Annotated in this window: 16 protein-coding genes; 7 read left to right on the forward strand and 9 right to left on the reverse strand. The window is 72.4% G+C overall.

The window, feature by feature from the left end; all coding sequences use genetic code 11:
* Window positions 1-429: 429 nt before the first annotated feature.
* Window positions 430-1,080, reverse strand: a complete 651-nt coding sequence (locus tag ABT160_RS20885; RefSeq protein ID WP_351649191.1) for a DNA-3-methyladenine glycosylase — start codon at window positions 1,078-1,080, stop codon at window positions 430-432.
* Window positions 1,081-1,156: 76 nt separating this feature from the next.
* On the opposite strand from ABT160_RS20885, the gene ABT160_RS20890 reads away from it, so the two are divergent.
* The 3 genes from ABT160_RS20890 (at window position 1,157) to ABT160_RS20900 (ending at window position 3,181) form a co-directional block, all read left to right on the forward strand.
* Window positions 1,157-1,939: a sporulation protein gene (locus ABT160_RS20890; RefSeq protein WP_351649192.1), complete on the forward strand. Its 783-nt coding sequence runs from the start codon at window positions 1,157-1,159 to the stop codon at window positions 1,937-1,939.
* Window positions 1,940-1,992: 53 nt separating this feature from the next.
* Entirely contained in the window at window positions 1,993-2,532 is a 540-nt protein-coding gene (locus tag ABT160_RS20895; RefSeq protein WP_351649193.1) for a YbhB/YbcL family Raf kinase inhibitor-like protein, read from the forward strand.
* A gap of 142 nt (window positions 2,533-2,674) precedes the next feature.
* Entirely contained in the window at window positions 2,675-3,181 is a 507-nt protein-coding gene (locus tag ABT160_RS20900) for an HNH endonuclease (protein ID WP_351649194.1), read from the forward strand.
* Between the two features lie 86 nt (window positions 3,182-3,267).
* Here the strand turns inward: ABT160_RS20900 and ABT160_RS20905 are convergent, their stop codons facing one another.
* From ABT160_RS20905 to ABT160_RS20920, 4 genes are all read right to left on the reverse strand, one after another.
* Entirely contained in the window at window positions 3,268-4,035 is a 768-nt protein-coding gene (locus ABT160_RS20905) for a sulfite exporter TauE/SafE family protein (protein WP_351649195.1), read from the reverse strand.
* Between the two features lie 59 nt (window positions 4,036-4,094).
* Window positions 4,095-5,030 (reverse strand): SPFH domain-containing protein, encoded by a 936-nt coding sequence (locus ABT160_RS20910; protein ID WP_351649196.1) that lies wholly within the window; start codon window positions 5,028-5,030, stop codon window positions 4,095-4,097.
* 136 nt (window positions 5,031-5,166) lie between these two features.
* Window positions 5,167-5,595 carry an NfeD family protein gene (locus tag ABT160_RS20915; RefSeq protein WP_351649197.1) on the reverse strand — a complete coding sequence of 143 codons (429 nt, stop codon included), beginning with the start codon at window positions 5,593-5,595 and terminating at the stop codon, window positions 5,167-5,169.
* Between the two features lie 76 nt (window positions 5,596-5,671).
* On the reverse strand, window positions 5,672-6,463 hold the full coding sequence (locus tag ABT160_RS20920; RefSeq protein ID WP_351649198.1) for an ABC transporter ATP-binding protein: 792 nt from the start codon (window positions 6,461-6,463) through the stop codon (window positions 5,672-5,674).
* Window positions 6,464-6,621: 158 nt separating this feature from the next.
* Here ABT160_RS20920 and ABT160_RS20925 point away from each other — a divergent pair, with 158 nt between their 5' ends.
* Window positions 6,622-7,413: an Rv1486c family protein gene (locus ABT160_RS20925; protein WP_351649199.1), complete on the forward strand. Its 792-nt coding sequence runs from the start codon at window positions 6,622-6,624 to the stop codon at window positions 7,411-7,413.
* Window positions 7,414-7,529: 116 nt separating this feature from the next.
* Here ABT160_RS20925 and ABT160_RS20930 read toward each other — a convergent pair whose 3' ends face one another.
* The 4 genes from ABT160_RS20930 to ABT160_RS20945 all read right to left on the reverse strand — a co-directional run bounded on the left by ABT160_RS20930 (window position 7,530) and on the right by ABT160_RS20945 (window position 10,262).
* Window positions 7,530-7,769, reverse strand: coding sequence for a chaplin (locus ABT160_RS20930; protein WP_351649200.1), 240 nt, complete (start codon window positions 7,767-7,769; stop codon window positions 7,530-7,532).
* Between the two features lie 314 nt (window positions 7,770-8,083).
* Complete coding sequence (locus ABT160_RS20935) at window positions 8,084-8,329, reverse strand: chaplin (RefSeq protein ID WP_351649286.1); 246 nt, start codon at window positions 8,327-8,329, stop codon at window positions 8,084-8,086.
* A gap of 150 nt (window positions 8,330-8,479) precedes the next feature.
* On the reverse strand, window positions 8,480-9,124 hold the full coding sequence (locus tag ABT160_RS20940; protein WP_351649202.1) for a response regulator: 645 nt from the start codon (window positions 9,122-9,124) through the stop codon (window positions 8,480-8,482).
* On the reverse strand, window positions 9,117-10,262 hold the full coding sequence (locus tag ABT160_RS20945) for a GAF domain-containing sensor histidine kinase (RefSeq protein ID WP_351649203.1): 1,146 nt from the start codon (window positions 10,260-10,262) through the stop codon (window positions 9,117-9,119). Before ABT160_RS20945 ends, ABT160_RS20940 begins: the two co-directional genes overlap by 8 nt.
* Before the next feature lie 183 nt (window positions 10,263-10,445).
* Here ABT160_RS20945 and ABT160_RS20950 point away from each other — a divergent pair, with 183 nt between their 5' ends.
* The 3 genes from ABT160_RS20950 to ABT160_RS20960 all read left to right on the forward strand — a co-directional run bounded on the left by ABT160_RS20950 (window position 10,446) and on the right by ABT160_RS20960 (window position 13,198).
* Window positions 10,446-11,144 carry an SDR family NAD(P)-dependent oxidoreductase gene (locus ABT160_RS20950; protein WP_351649204.1) on the forward strand — a complete coding sequence of 233 codons (699 nt, stop codon included), beginning with the start codon at window positions 10,446-10,448 and terminating at the stop codon, window positions 11,142-11,144.
* Window positions 11,141-12,196, forward strand: a complete 1,056-nt coding sequence (locus tag ABT160_RS20955) for an S-adenosylmethionine:tRNA ribosyltransferase-isomerase (protein WP_351649205.1) — start codon at window positions 11,141-11,143, stop codon at window positions 12,194-12,196. The genes ABT160_RS20950 and ABT160_RS20955 overlap by 4 nt, the downstream gene beginning before the upstream one ends.
* Before the next feature lie 303 nt (window positions 12,197-12,499).
* The gene (locus ABT160_RS20960; RefSeq protein ID WP_351649206.1) at window positions 12,500-13,198 is read left to right on the forward strand and encodes a transglycosylase SLT domain-containing protein; all 699 of its coding nucleotides are present in this window, start codon (window positions 12,500-12,502) and stop codon (window positions 13,196-13,198) included.
* Window positions 13,199-13,243 lie beyond the last annotated feature (45 nt).

Consider the following 13,243-nt stretch of genomic DNA (forward strand, 5'->3'; position numbering starts at 1 on the left):
GGACGCTTCCTTTGTACTCACCCTCTCGGGCTTTCCTCCGGGCGCTTCCCTTCGGTCTTTCGTGTTTCCAGCTTAGCAGATCCGATTTCCGTTTCCGCCACCCGCTGGAGCGGGCTGCCGGGCCGTTCTTCGCTTTCGCGTTTCCCTTTCCGGCGGTTCCAACCTTACCAGACTCTTTTCCGTTCCGTTTCCGGTCCGAATTTGAATTCCGGCGGCCGTTGGAGGGCCTTTGCCTTTCGGCGGTTCACTACGTTAGCCGATTCCCCCGGCAACTCATAATCGAGTGTTTCGGATCGAATTTCGGCATGCCGAAATCGCACCCGTTGGGGGGTTGGTCGTAGGTAGTGAGGATGGCCGCTACGGGGGGACGCGGAAACGTCTGCCCGTTTCAAGCGGCTCGGGCTACGTTAGGCGTCGCGACGCGCCGAGTCAAGCCCTCCTCTTGCGGGGGACGTGCGCCCGGTAGGGGCTGACGGTGGGGTCGCCGTCGATCCAGAACCGCCACGGCTGGGTCGCCCCCGCTCCCCCGACCCCGGTGCGCGGCCCGCTGCGTACCTGGTCGGGGGCGACCGGGGTGCCGGTCAGCAGGGTGAGCGGCGCCGGGGTTCCGGTGCGGGGCGCGCAGAGGTCCGTACCGTCGAGGCTCCGGTCGACGTCCAGGGCCGTCGCCAGCCGGGCCGGGCCTTTGGCCAGTTCCGTGTCCTTGCGGGCCGAGACCCGACGGGTGCGGGCCAGCTCGGCTCCTTCCCGTACCTCTCCCGCGCGCAGCAGGACCCCGCTCGCCGTCCCCTCCGGTCCGCACACCACGTTGAGGCAGTGCCACATGCCGTAGGTGAAGTAGACGTACGCGTGTCCGGGCGGGCCGAACATGACCGCGTTGCGCGCGGTGCGGCCGCGGTAGGCGTGGGAGCCGGGGTCGATCCCTCCCGCGTACGCCTCCACTTCCGTCAGGCGCAGTTCGAGCGCACCGTGCTCGGTGTGCCGCACGAGCGTGCGGCCGAGGAGGTCCGGGGCGACCTCGAGGACCGGGCGGTCGAAGAAGTGCCTCGGCAGGGGCGTGCGGTCGGGGCTGGCGATCATGGCGTACGAGCGTAGTGGGGAACCGGCTACGGTCGTCGCGCGTATGTAGGGGTCAAGACCGAGAAGGAGTGAACACATGGGCTTCAAGAAGCTGCTCGCGAGCCTGGGTGCCGGTGGGGCGTCCGTCGAGACCGAGCTGACCGAGGCGAACGTCGTGCCGGGCGGGGTCGTCCAGGGCGAGGTGCGCATCCAGGGCGGCAGCGTGGCGCAGGCGATCGAGGGGCTCTCGGTCGGTCTGCAGGCCCGCGTCGAGGTGGAGGGCGGTGACCAGGAGGTCAAGCAGGACATCGAGTTCACCAAGGTGCGCCTGGGCGGGGCGTTCGAGGTGCAGGCCGGTGCGGTGCACGTGGTGCCGTTCGGGCTGGAGATCCCGTGGGAGACGCCGGTGACGGCGATCGGCGGGCAGCAGCTGCGCGGGATGAACATCGGCGTGACGACGGAGCTGGAGATCGCGCGCGCCGTGGACTCCGGCGACCTGGACCCGATCAACGTGCACCCGCTGCCGGCGCAGCAGGCGATCCTGGACGCGTTCATCCAGCTGGGCTTCCGCTTCAAGAGCGCGGACATGGAGCGCGGGCACATCCGGGGCACCCGGCAGAAGCTGCCGTTCTACCAGGAGATCGAGTTCCTCCCGCCGTCGCAGTACCGGGGCCTGAACCAGGTGGAGCTGACGTTCGTCGCGGACGACCGCGAGATGGACGTGATCCTGGAGATGGACAAGAAGCCGGGCCTGTTCAGCGAGGGCAGCGACTCCTACCGGTCGTTCCAGGTGGGCCTGCACGACTTCCAGGGCACGGACTGGGCCGCGTACCTGAACCAGTGGCTCGCCGACGTCGGTGGCCGTCGCAACTGGTTCTAGGCAGCGCCTAGGCTGGCCGCGCAGGCAGTTCGCAGTCGATTCGGAGGTATCACGTGACCGAGGCGAAGAGGGCTCCGCTCCCCCATGACTTCCACCCGCCGGTGCCGTCGTTCACGGTGGTGAGCGATGACGTGGCGCCGGGTGCCCGGCTGGCCGAGGCCCAGGTGCAGGCGGCCGGGAACACCTCGCCGCACCTGCGCTGGGAGGGTTTCCCGGCGGGGACGAAGAGCTTCGCCGTGACGTGCTTCGACCCGGACGCGCCGACGGGCAGCGGGTTCTGGCACTGGGTGCTGTTCGACCTCCCGGTGTCGGTGACGGAGCTCCCGGCGGGTGCGGGCGGCGGGAAGTTCGACGGGCTGCCCGAGGGCGCGGTGCACGTGCGCAACGACTACGGGTCGAAGGACTTCGGCGGGGCCGCGCCGCCCCCCGGGGACGGGCCGCACCGCTACGTGTTCACGGTGTACGCCGTGGACAGCGAGAAGCTGGGCCCGGACGCGGACGTGTCGCCCGCGGTGGTCGGCTTCAACCTGCGCTTCCACACTCTGGGGCGTGCGCAGCTCGTCGGTGAGTACGAGGTGCCGGCGGAAAGCTGAGCGTTCTCCTTTTGTTTGCCCGCTTCTGGTCTTGGAGAGATCGGAAGCGGGCATTTTTATTGCGTTGTCCATCGTGGCGTGCCCGGCCAGAGTTGATCCAAGCCCGCCGCGGGGGTGGGCAGGCACACGGGAGGTGGGCACAGTGCGGGACACGCTGGTACTGAACGCGAGCTTCGAGCCGCTGTCGACGGTGACGCTCAACCGTGCGGTGGTGCTCGTGCTGCAGGACAAGGCCGTCGTCGAGCAGGCCCATCCCGAGCTCCGTGTGCGCGGTGCGGCGATGGAGATCCCGGTGCCCCGGGTGATCCGGCTCTGCCGGTACGTGCGGGTGCCCTTCCGAAGACAGGCTCCGTGGTCGAGGAGGGGTGTGCTGGCCCGTGACCAGCACCGGTGCGCGTACTGCGGCAGGCGCGCGACGACGGTGGACCACGTGGTGCCGAAGTCCCGCGGTGGTGGGGACACCTGGCTGAACACGGTGGCGTCCTGTGCCGAGGACAACCACCGCAAGGCGGACCGGACTCCGGAGCAGGCGCAGATGCCGCTGCTGTTCCAGCCGTTCGTGCCGACCCCGGCGGACGCGATGCTGCTCGGGCTGCGCGCCGGTGAGCGCTCGGAGCTCCCGGAGTGGCTGGCGCGCTCGGCCGCTTGAGGTGCCGCGGGAGGTGCCGCCGGAGGAACCGCTGCCGACTGGTAGGCCCTGGGCCCGTCTTCGTACCGGAGACGGGCCTTCGTGCGTCAGCGGAGCAGGAGCTGGACGATGGCGAGGGTGCCGACGGCGACGATGACGACGCGCAGCGCGGCCGGGGGCAGCTTGCGGCCGACGCGGGCGCCGATCTGGCCGCCGAGGGCGGAGCCGACGGCGATGAGGACGACGGCGGTCCAGTCGAAGTGGGCGACGAAGAGGAAGAACAGCGCGGCGATCGTGTTGACGACGGCGGCGAGGATGTTCTTGGTGGCGTTGAGGCGCTGGAGGGTGTCGGGCAGCAGCATGCCCATCAGGGAGAGGTAGATGATCCCCTGGGCGGCGGTGAAGTAGCCGCCGTAGACGCTGGCGAGGAGCAGTCCGGTGACGAGGAGCGGGCCACCGTCGGGGTCGGCCTGGCTGCCGTGGGCCTCGCGGCGGCGCTGGACGGCGCGGGAGATGCGCGGCTGGAGGATGACCAGGGCCAGGGCGAGGGCGACGAGGACGGGGACGATCGTCTCGAAGGCCGTGGAGGGCAGGACCAGGAGCAGGACCGCCCCGCCGAGGCCGCCGACCGCGGCGGCGGTGGCGAGGCGCAGGACGCGGCGGCGCTGTCCGGCGAGTTCCTTGCGGTAGCCGATGGCGCCGCTGATGGAGCCGGGGATCAGGCCGAGGGCGTTGGAGACGGTGGCGGTGACCGGGGGCAGGCCGGTGGCGAGCAGGACCGGGAAGGTGATGAGGGTCCCGGAGCCGACGATGGTGTTGATGGTGCCGGCGCCGATGCCCGCGGCGAGTACGGCCAGCATTTCCCAGGTGGTCACGCGCGGAGCCTCCATGATCGGTGCCGAGTGCACCGATCATGCCCGATAGCGTGTACGCGTCAGTCGACCGGGGGCTCTTCGCGGCGCTCGGTCCCGCTCTTGGTGTTGAAGCCCGAAGTGCCGTTGCCGATGTTGCCGAAGGCGCCGGACAGGCCCTTGAGGGCGTCGCCGATCTCGCTGGGGACGATCCAGAGCTTGTTGGCGTCGCCCTCGGCGATCTTCGGGAGCATCTGGAGGTACTGGTAGGAGAGCAGCTTCTGGTCGGGGTCGCCGGCGTGGATGGCCTCGAAGACGGTGCGGACGGCCTGGGCCTCGCCCTCGGCGCGCAGGGCGGCGGCCTTGGCCTCGCCCTCGGCGCGCAGGATCTGGGACTGCTTCTCGCCCTCGGCGGTGAGGATGGCGGCCTGGCGCGTGCCCTCGGCGGTGAGGATCGCGGCGCGCTTGTCGCGGTCGGCGCGCATCTGCTTCTCCATCGAGTCCTGGATGGAGGTGGGCGGCTCGATGGCCTTGAGCTCGACGCGGTTGACGCGGATGCCCCACTTGCCGGTGGCCTCGTCGAGGACGCCGCGCAGCGCCGCGTTGATCTCCTCGCGGGAGGTCAGGGTCCGCTCCAGGTCCATGCCGCCGATGATGTTGCGCAGGGTGGTGACGGTGAGCTGCTCGATGGCCTGGATGTAGCTGGCTACCTCGTAGGTCGCGGCGCGGGCGTCGGTCACCTGGTAGTAGATGACGGTGTCGATGTTGACCACCAGGTTGTCCTGGGTGATCACCGGCTGCGGCGGGAAGGGGACGACCTGTTCGCGCAGGTCGATCCGGTTGCGGATGGAGTCGATGAACGGCACCACGATGTTCAGGCCCGCGTTGAGCGTGCGGGTGTAGCGGCCGAAGCGCTCCACGATCGCGGCGCTGGCCTGCGGGATGACCTGGATCGTCTTGATCAGGGCGATGAAGACAAGCACCACCAGAATGACCAGGACGATGATGACTGCTGACATCGCGCTCCCCGTGCCCTTCGCTGCCGGTTGACTGCCGGGTTGGATCCGATGATCGAGTTTCCCAGACCGCGGGCGGTCAGGTGACCCGTTCCCTCACATGGCGTACACAGCCTCGCACCGCACGGCACGTCCCGCCTCACATCACGACGGCGGTCGCCCCGTCGATCTCGACGACGTCGACCTCCTGGCCGGGCTCGAAGGCCTGGTCGGCGTCGAGGGAGCGGGCCGACCAGACTTCTCCGGCCAGCTTGATGCGGCCGCCGCGGCCGTCGACCCGTTCGAGTACGAGGGCCTGGCGGCCCTTCAGCGCGTCCACTCCGGTCGCGAATCCCGGCCTGCCCTTGGCGTGCCGGGCGGCGATGGGACGTACGACCGCGATCAGCGCGACCGAGACCACGACGAAGACGATCACCTGGGCCACGATGCCGAAGCCGAGGGCGGCCGTGACGGCCCCCGCCACGGCTCCCGCGGCGAACATGCCGAACTCCGGCATCGCGGTCAGCACGAGCGGGATGCCGAGTCCCACCGCTGCGATCAGCCACCAGACCCACGCGTCGATGTCCACGTGGTCATGGTAGGTCCGGGGGTCGCCCCGGGGACAGGGCCCGCCCGTGCCGGGACCCGGCCCGGCGCGGGGCGGGTCAGGAGAGCGGCAGGCCCTGCGCGGTGTAGCGCTCGCCGACGTGCTCGACGACGAGCGGCAGGCCGAAGCAGAGGGAGAGGTTGCGCGAGGTCAGCTCGGTCTCCACGGGGCCGGCGGCGAGCACCTTGCCCTGGCGGATCATCAGGACGTGGGTGAAGCCCGGCGGGATCTCCTCGACGTGGTGCGTGACCATGACCATCGAGGGGGCGTACGGGTCCTTGGCGAGGCGTCCCAGACGGCGCACCAGGTCCTCGCGGCCGCCGAGGTCGAGGCCGGCGGCGGGCTCGTCGAGGAGCAGCAGCTCGGGGTCGGTCATCATGGCGCGGGCGATGAGGGTGCGCTTGCGCTCGCCCTCGGAGAGGGTGCCGAAGCGGCGGTCGAGGTACTCGGTCATGCCGAGGCGGTCGAGGAAGGCGCGGGCGCGCTCCTCGTCGACCTGGTCGTAGTCCTCTTTCCAGGTCGCGGTCATGCCGTAGGCGGCGGTGAGCACGGTCTGCAGGACGGTCTGGCGCTTGGGCAGTTTCTCGGCCATGGCGATGCCGGCGACGCCGATGCGGGGGCGCAGTTCGAAGACGTCGACGCGGCCGAGCTTGTCGCCGAGGATGGAGACGGTGCCGGTGGACGGGAAGAGGTAGGTCGACGCGACGTTGAGGAGCGTGGTCTTGCCGGCGCCGTTGGGGCCGAGGATGACCCAGCGCTGGCCCTCCTTGACCGACCAGGAGACGTCGTCCACCAGAGCGCGTCCGTCGCGGACCACCGATACGTCCACCAGCTCAAGTACGTCGCTCATGAGCGCGTTGTCTCCCCTTGCGGTTCGTCGTCGTGCCGCGCCGGCCGCCCGGGCCGTGCTGGCACGTGCGGGGCGAGGCTTCCCGGATAAAACCTACGCCACCGGCGGAGTGGTCCTGCGCGTAGGGCGGGTGCGCGACGGGTGCCTAGGGTGGACGCATGCTCTCTGAACCACGCTCAGGACGGTTGGCCGCTTGGGGAAATGCCCTGCTGGCCGGATTTGTCTCACCGGATGACGCGGCGCTCGCCGTCGTCGGGGACGACGCGGTGCACCGGGTCGAGGGGTTGCCCGGCGAGGCGGCTCCGGTGGGTCTGACGCTCGCGTTCGGCCGGCTGCGCGCGCTGGGCGTGACCGGGTTCCGGGTCGCGCTCCCGGCGCCGGGGCACCCGCTGGGGCTCAGCGGGCCGCCGGAGTTCAACGCGCGCGCCCTGGAGGCCGGGGAGGCGGTCGTCGGGTTCGGCGCGCCGTACGGCCTGGTGCCCGAGGTGACCGAGGCGGGGCCCGCCGGGGACGTGCACGTCGAGGTGGTGTGGCACTGCCTGGAGGTGCGCCAGGCGCCGCCGGCGGACGTGCCGTCGCTGGGCGAGGCGGAGCGGGAGCTGGCCGAGGGGCTGCGGGAGGCGACCGAGGTGCTGACCCGGCTCGACGTGGCCGCTTCGGGCCCGGCGGCGGAGGCGGCGCGCGACGCGTTCCGGGCGCGGGCGGAGGGCGACGGGCGGGAGCTGCTCCCGCAGGGCTACCCGCCGCGCGCGGTGCGGGTGCTCGAACTGGCGCGCAGGATCGGGCTGCTGGTCTCGCTGGCGTACGACGCCGGGCACGGCGGGGCGGTCAGCGCCTCGGAGATGGCCGCGCGCGGTGCGGCGCTGCGTCCGGTGGAGCGGGTGGCGCGACGGGCGCAGGTGGCGGCGTACAACGCGCACGTGGAGGAGCGGGAGCGCGGCCGGGGCTAGCGGCTCCCGGCTTCCGCTCGCGCGGGCGTGAACGTGCGGGCGCGGGCGTACGGGCGTGAACGCCGGAGCGCCCCCGGACCTCGCGGTCCGGGGGCGCTCCTTGGGTGCACAGCGCGTCAGCGGTTCTCGGACGTGTTGTGGAAGGTGGGGTTCAGGCCGCCGGCCGCGGTGGCGGTGTTGCCCGTGACGTTCACCGGGACGTGCACGGGGACCTGGACCAGGTTGCCGGAGCCCACGCCCGGGGACTTCTCGGCCTTGCCGTTGGCCGGGGCATCGGCGAACGCGGCACCGGCGGACGCGCCCGCGGCGAGACCGGCGACGGCGAGGACCATGGCGGCCTTCTTGGCAGTGTTCATGAAAGGTGTTCCTCCTGTTGCGGTTCGACCCCAGCCGCGGGGTCGCACGCTGAAGAACGCATGGGCTGGATGGATGACACGGGGCAGCGCCCCGATGCGCTCTTTTGGATCAATCGTCGGACCATAGGCAGAGCGCCCCACCAGCGGAAAGACGGCCCCGGGGGACGCTCCCGGGCCGCCGGCGAGGGCGGTACGGGGAGAGCGGCGCCCGAAGGCGTACGGCCCCGGAAGACCCGAAGGCGTACGGCCCCGGAAAAGGGGTCGGCCCCCCGACGGTTGCCGGGGGGCCGCAGCACTGCGGAACGCGGGGCGTCTTACTGGTTGACGCCCTCGTTGCCGAAGGTCGGGTTGAGCGCGCCGATCACCGAGACGGTGTTGCCGACCGCGTTCACCGGGACGTGCACCGGGACCTGGACCAGGTTGCCGGAGGCGACGCCCGGGGAGTTGGTGGCCTTGCCGTCCGCGTCCGCGCCGGAGTGGGCGGTGGCGGCACCGGCACCGGCGGCGATGAGCCCACCGGCGACCAGGGTGATGGCAGCGGCCTTCTTCAGGTTCTTCACTTCAGGATCCTCCTGGAACAGTCGCTGCGGCCAGCCGCCGCAGCACGCCATGGAGAACGGCCGCACGACGATCAGGATGCGCCGTGTGAGGGACATACACACGACGGTATGAATCTCAGACCGTACGTCGACACGGGCTGACGCGGTTCCTCACGAGGTCAGGCCGTGCCGTACCGCCCACAGGGCCGCCTGGGTGCGGTCGGCGAGGTCCAGCTTCATCAGGATGTTCGACACGTGCGTCTTGACGGTCTTCTCGGACAGCACCAGGGCCCGCGCGATCTCCCGGTTGGACCGGCCGTCCGCGATCAGCCCGAGCACCTCGCGCTCCCGCTCGGTGAGCGTGCCGCCGCGCCCGCCTCCCCCACCGGTCTCGTCCTGGCTGAGCAGCGCGCCCGCGACCTCGGACTGGAGCAGTACGTGTCCGGCGTGGACGGAGCGGATGGCGCCGGCCAGGGCGTCGGGGTCGACGTCCTTGTACACGTACCCCGACGCGCCCGCGCGCAGGGCGGGCACCACCGTGCGCTGCTCGGTGAAGCTGGTGACGATCAGGACCCTGGCGCCGTTGCCCGCGGAGCGCAGGGCCCGCAGCGCCTCGATGCCGTCCATGCCCGGCATCTTCACGTCCATCAGGACCACGTCGGGCTTGAGCTCCTCGGCCCGGGCGACGCCCTCGGCCCCGTCGGCTGCCTCGCCGACCACTTCTATGTCGTCCTGGACTTCCAGGAAGGTGCGCAGTCCGCGCCGCACGACCTGGTGGTCGTCGACCAGCAGGACGCGGATGGTCTTGTCAGCCACCGGGGACCTCCATCTCGATCGTGGTGCCGGCGCCCGGTTCCGACCGCACGGTCAGCCGCCCGCCGACGCCGCCGGCGCGGTCGCGCATCGACACCAGGCCGAGGTGGCGTCCGGCCCGGCGCACCGAGCGCGGCTCGAAGCCCTGTCCGTTGTCCGTGACGCTGAGCAGCGCGCCCTGGCCGTGGCGCGCCAGGCACACGGCGACGCGGTCGCCGCCGGAGTGCCGCAGGGCGTTGTGCAGGGCTTCCTGGGCGACCCGGAGCAGGGCCTCCTCCTGGGCGGCCGGCAGGGCGCGCACCCCGCTGCTGTCGAAGGTGACGCGGGCCGTGTGGGCCCGGTCCAGGACCTGCACCTGGGTGCGCAGGGTGTGCACCAGGCCGTCCTCGTCCAGGGCGGCGGGGCGCAGCTCGACGACGGCGGCACGCAGTTCGTCGGCGGCCTCGGCGGCGAGGGCGGCGACCTGCTGGAGCTCGCCCTTGGCGCGGGCCGGGTCGCGGTCGACGAGCGCGGTGGCGGCCTGGGCGGTCAGGCGCAGGGAGAACAGCTTCTGGCTGACCGCGTCGTGCAGTTCGTGGGCCAGCCGGGAGCGCTCCTCGGCGATGGTGAGCTCTCGGCTGCGCTCGTACAGACGGGCGTTGGTCAGGGCGATGGCCGCGTGCTGGGCGAGGATCGTCAGGAGTTCCTCGTCCTGCGCGGTGAAGCCGCAGCCGCCCGCGGGCTTGGGGCAGCGCTTGTTGGCGAGGAAGAGCGCGCCGATGGTCTCGTCGCCGTCCTTGATGGGCAGGCCGAGGAAGTCGGACATGTCCGGGTGGGAGTCGGGCCAGCCCTCGAAGCGCGGGTCCTTGCGGACGTCGGCCAGCCGCTCGGGCCTGGCGTCGCGCAGCATCGCGGCGAGGATGCCGTGCTGCCGGGGCAGCGGGCCGATGGCGCGCCACTGCTCGTCGCTGACGCCGTCGACGACGAACTGGGCGAAGCCGCCGTGGTCGTCGGGCACGCCCAGGGCCGCGTACTCGGCGTCGAGGAGCTCGCGGGCGGAGGCCACGATCGTCTTGAGGACGTCGCGCACCTCCAGGTGCCGGCTCATCGCGAGCAGCGCGGTGCTCACGGCGGCGAGGCCGGAGCTCGGTCGGTGACTCATGGCCTCACGGTACCGGCGGGGTGTGACAGGCACATCGGACCGGGGACCGCCTGGTGATGGGGCGCTGGGCCTAGGTCGAAGTGCCTTGGGCGGTACGGGCGCGGGGACGAGGTGGCGGGCGGGGGCCGGGGCGGAGGGTGGGAGGGGTCCGCACAGGGGGTGCGGCGGGGAGAGGAGCCTGTCATGGCCGTCGCGATCGTCACGGGTGCGTCGAAGGGGCTGGGCCGCGCGCTGGCGCGGGAGCTGGCCCGGAACGGCTGGGACCTGGTCCTGGACGCCAGGACGGAGGAGGTCCTCCAGGAGAGCGCGCGGGAGGCCCGGGGGTACGGCACGCGCGTGGTGGCGGTCCCGGGGGACGTCACGGACGCGGCGCACCGGGCGGAGCTGGTGGCCCGGGCGCGTGGTCTCGGCGGGGTGGACCTGCTGGTGAACAACGCCAGCGCGCTCGGTGCCGAGCCGCTGGTGCGCCTCGAGGCACTGGCGCTCGACGGGCTGCGGGCGGCGCTGGAGACGAACGTGGTGGCCGTGCTGGGGCTGGTGCAGGAGGCGCTGCCGCTGCTGCGGGCCGGTGCGGCGGGCGCGGTGGTCGCGGTCAGCTCGGACGCGGGCGCGGAGGCGTACGGGACGTGGGGCGGTTACGGGGCGTCCAAGGCGGCCCTGGACCAGCTGGCGGCCGTGCTGGCGGTGGAGGAGCAGGGGCTGCGGGTGTGGGCGGTGGACCCGGGGGACATGGCGACGGACCTGTACGCGGCGGCGGTGCCGGACGACGCGGGGGCGCGGCCGGACCCGGCGGCGGTGGCGCCCGCGTTCCTGCGGCTGCTGCGGGAGCGCCCGGCGAGCGGGCGGTACGCGGCCGCGGCGCTGGTGGAGGAGGGCCGGTGAGCACGCTGGAGGAGCTGGGAGTGCCGGACGGGCTGCACGCGCGCGTGCCCGCGGAGGAGCGCGGTGCGGGCCGCGACGACGTGCGGCTGCTGGTGTCGCGCGGGGAGCGGGTGTCGCACCACGCGTTCGCGGAGCTGCCGGACCAGCTGCGGGCCGGGGACGTCCTGGTGGTGAACACCTCGCGGACGCTGCCGGCGGCGGTGGACGGGCGGCTCGGGGCGGAGCGGGTGGTGGTGCACTTCTCGACGCGCGGGGACGACGGGCGGTGGGCGGTGGAGCTGCGGGCGCCGGACGGGGCGGGGACGACGGGGCCGCGTCCGGGCGGCCCGGCGGGCGGTGCCGTACGGCTGCCGGGCGGGCACCGGCTCGTACTGGAGGGGCCGCTGGCGGCCGGGGGCGGGCGCCTGTGGTGGGCGCGGCCGTCGGTGGAGGTGCCGCGGCTGCTCGCGCGGTACGGGCGGCCGATCCGCTACCGCTACACCGAGCGGGACCAGCCGTTGTCGGCGTACCAGACGGTGTTCGCGCTGCCCTCCCCCGACGGTGCGGGTTCGGCGGAGATGCCGAGCGCGGCCCGTCCGTTCACGGCGGCGGCGGTGGCGCGGCTGGTGAGCCGGGGCGTGCAGTTCGCCCCGGTGTCGCTGCACACCGGGGTGGCGTCGGCGGAGGCGCACGAGCCGCCGTACCCGGAGCGCTTCGCGGTCCCGGCGTCCTCGGCGTGGCTGGTGAACGCGGCGCGGGCGGGCGGCGGCCGGGTGGTGGCCGTGGGGACGACGGCGGTGCGGGCGCTGGAGTCGGCGGCCGGCCCTGGCGGGATGGTGGGGGCCGCGTCGGGGTGGACGGACCTGGTGGTGACGCCCGGGCGCGGGGTGGGCGCGGTGGACGGGCTGCTGACGGGGCTGCACGAGCCGCGGGCGTCGCACCTGCTGATGCTGGAGGCGCTGGCGGGGCGGGCCGCGCTCGTCGCCGCGTACGAGGAGGCGCTGCGCCGGCTCTACCTCTGGCACGAGTTCGGGGACGTGCACCTCATCCTCCCGGAGGAGGCCGCTCACTGAGTGCGTTGCTCCCGCAACAGAAGGTGAGACTGTTACGCCTCCGATGTGAGCCCGCGCATAGGACGCACATCACTTACGAACGAGGCTAGTGGAGACGTAAGGGCCGCGTCAGAGCGGTGCGGGCGGGTCACGCGGGGGCTTTCGCACCCTCCGCGCGACGCCCGTCTCCACTACCCGGGATCGTACGTCACACCTTTGCCAGGGCATTTTGCGGCCGCTAAGAATTGCAGCCGTCGCCGCCGATAGGGCGCAGCGCCGCCCCCGGCCTGAGCGACTTCCGCGATTCGAACGAGGTACTCCCGCATGTCCGCGAGCAGCAACCCCGGCCACAGTCGACTGACCAAGGCCCACAAGTTCTCGATCGCCGGCGTCGCCACCCTGGGCGCCGCGGCCCTGGCCCTCTCCGCCCTGCCCACCGGCGGGGGCGCCACCGAGACCGAGGCCCTGGCAGCCGGCTCCTCCGTGGCCTGGTCGCAGGACGCCGACAGCGCGCAGAACACCGCGGTGCACGCGAGCATCAGCAAGCAGCACGTCGTCGTGGACGCCAAGGCCAAGGCCGAGGCGAAGGCCGCGAAGCTCAAGGCCGAGGCGGACGCGAAGGCGAAGGCCGAGGCGGACGCCAAGAAGCGCGCCGAGGACAAGGCCGCGGCCAGCCGCGCCGCCGCCCGCACGCCGGTGTACGCGAACAACCTCGACGGCTGGATCCGCCAGTCGCTCGACATCATGAAGAAGCACGGCATCCCGGGTTCGTACGACGGTCTGCACCGCAACATCATGCGCGAGTCGACCGGCAACCCGAACGCGATCAACGGCTGGGACATCAACGCCCAGAACGGCACCCCGTCGATCGGCCTGCTCCAGGTCATCCAGCCGACCTTCAACGCCTACCGGGTGGCCGGCACCTCGGGGAACATCTACGACCCGGTCGCCAACATCACCGCCGCGGCCAACTACGCGGCCGACCGCTACGGCTCCATCGACAACGTCAACAGCGCCTACTGAGCCGCGACCGACGTCCCCACGCCGAAGGGCGGCACCCGTGCGGGG

The organism is Streptomyces sp. NPDC001941 (genome assembly GCF_040296945.1).
GTDB lineage: Bacteria > Actinomycetota > Actinomycetes > Streptomycetales > Streptomycetaceae > Streptomyces.

Excerpts from the sequence above, each read along its gene's own strand:
- ABT160_RS20885 (WP_351649191.1), bottom strand. The coding sequence starts at position 1,080 with ATGATCGCCAGCCCCGACCGCACGCCCCTGCCGAGGCACTTCTTCGAC.
- ABT160_RS20960 (WP_351649206.1), top strand. The coding sequence starts at position 12,500 with ATGTCCGCGAGCAGCAACCCCGGCCACAGTCGACTGACCAAGGCCCAC.
- ABT160_RS20925 (WP_351649199.1), top strand. The coding sequence starts at position 6,622 with ATGCTCTCTGAACCACGCTCAGGACGGTTGGCCGCTTGGGGAAATGCC.
- ABT160_RS20910 (WP_351649196.1), bottom strand. The coding sequence starts at position 5,030 with ATGTCAGCAGTCATCATCGTCCTGGTCATTCTGGTGGTGCTTGTCTTC.
- ABT160_RS20930 (WP_351649200.1), bottom strand. The coding sequence starts at position 7,769 with ATGAACACTGCCAAGAAGGCCGCCATGGTCCTCGCCGTCGCCGGTCTC.
- ABT160_RS20950 (WP_351649204.1), top strand. The coding sequence starts at position 10,446 with ATGGCCGTCGCGATCGTCACGGGTGCGTCGAAGGGGCTGGGCCGCGCG.
- ABT160_RS20945 (WP_351649203.1), bottom strand. The coding sequence starts at position 10,262 with ATGAGTCACCGACCGAGCTCCGGCCTCGCCGCCGTGAGCACCGCGCTG.
- ABT160_RS20890 (WP_351649192.1), top strand. The coding sequence starts at position 1,157 with ATGGGCTTCAAGAAGCTGCTCGCGAGCCTGGGTGCCGGTGGGGCGTCC.
- ABT160_RS20920 (WP_351649198.1), bottom strand. The coding sequence starts at position 6,463 with ATGAGCGACGTACTTGAGCTGGTGGACGTATCGGTGGTCCGCGACGGA.